Genomic DNA, 991 nt, shown 5'->3' with positions numbered 1-991 from the left:
TTCAAGTGCTGCCACAATCGTTCAATCGGATTTAGCTCCGGGCAATACGGTGGTTGAAACAGCAAAACAATGTTGTCTGGAATCACCAGGTCTTTGGCTTTGTGAAAGGCTCCGTTATCGACTTGAAGAACGTTGAGACTATCAGGATAAGCTTGAGAAAACTGGTCAAGAAAAAGCTGATAGCATTCGCTATCGACATGCGTAAATTGCAAAAAGAACTGCTCTCCGGTGGTCGGTTCGACAGCACCATAAATCCAAAATGCCTTGAACTGCCATTGCCAATTGCCTAACGGTTTCACGCCTAAGCTTGTGATTAACCGTCCGACGGTCGTTTTCAAGCCAAACCGACTTTCATCTTGAGCAAAGTAGCGAAGCCGCTTAAACTTTGGTTTGACGGTTGCGGCATGCTGTTTGAGTAGAATTAGGTCGTCACTGAGGTTTGCTTAAATGCCTCAAGGGCTTCGGAGTTTTGCTTGGTATGAACTGGACGCGCCGCTTTCAACTTTGCGCCCAGGCGATATCGCACCAGATGATGCACCGTCGCATACTCGGCTTGCACGTTCAACGTTTCGGACAACCACTGCTGCACTTGGGTATAGCTGCCAAAGCCAGTTTCAGGATCATCCAAGCGCTGCTTTAAGCTCTTGACTGCCCAAGCTGGAATTACCTGCGGTCGTCCTGGACTTTGCCGTATCTCCAACAAGCTTGAAACTCCGTGCGTGCGGTACTGGCTCAACCAGCGTTGCACACTGCCCCGGTTCCGTCCGACAACTTTTGCGATTTCGCTGATGCTCCTAGCATTCGGTAACTTCAGCAAGTACAACACTTGCAACCGTTCTTTCAGATTTGGATTGGATTGCTGTTGAATCAGGGCTTCGAGTTCTGCGACTGTTTCTCGGATTTCGATGCGGGTTACACCTGACATTGCTGTTTTTCTCCACACGGCAGAACCCATTCTCTCATTTGTCTCTCCCTTTTTTCAATTTGGTAT

2 protein-coding genes are annotated in these 991 nt (G+C 48.4%); both read right to left on the bottom strand.

What is annotated here, in order from left to right:
• Positions 1-338 (bottom strand): transposase (locus GS601_RS22630; RefSeq protein WP_238393464.1); only part of this gene is annotated, 338 nt, incomplete at its 3' end.
• An 83-nt stretch (positions 339-421) separates the two neighbouring features.
• A complete protein-coding gene (locus tag GS601_RS22625; protein WP_162425551.1) occupies positions 422-925 on the bottom strand; it encodes a helix-turn-helix domain-containing protein in 504 nt (167 codons plus the stop codon).
• Positions 926-991: the final 66 nt, after the last annotated feature.

This window comes from Myxacorys almedinensis A, assembly GCF_010091945.1.
Classification (GTDB): domain Bacteria; phylum Cyanobacteriota; class Cyanobacteriia; order Leptolyngbyales; family Leptolyngbyaceae; genus Myxacorys; species Myxacorys almedinensis.
This window is presented reverse-complemented; position numbering and strand designations above follow the sequence as displayed.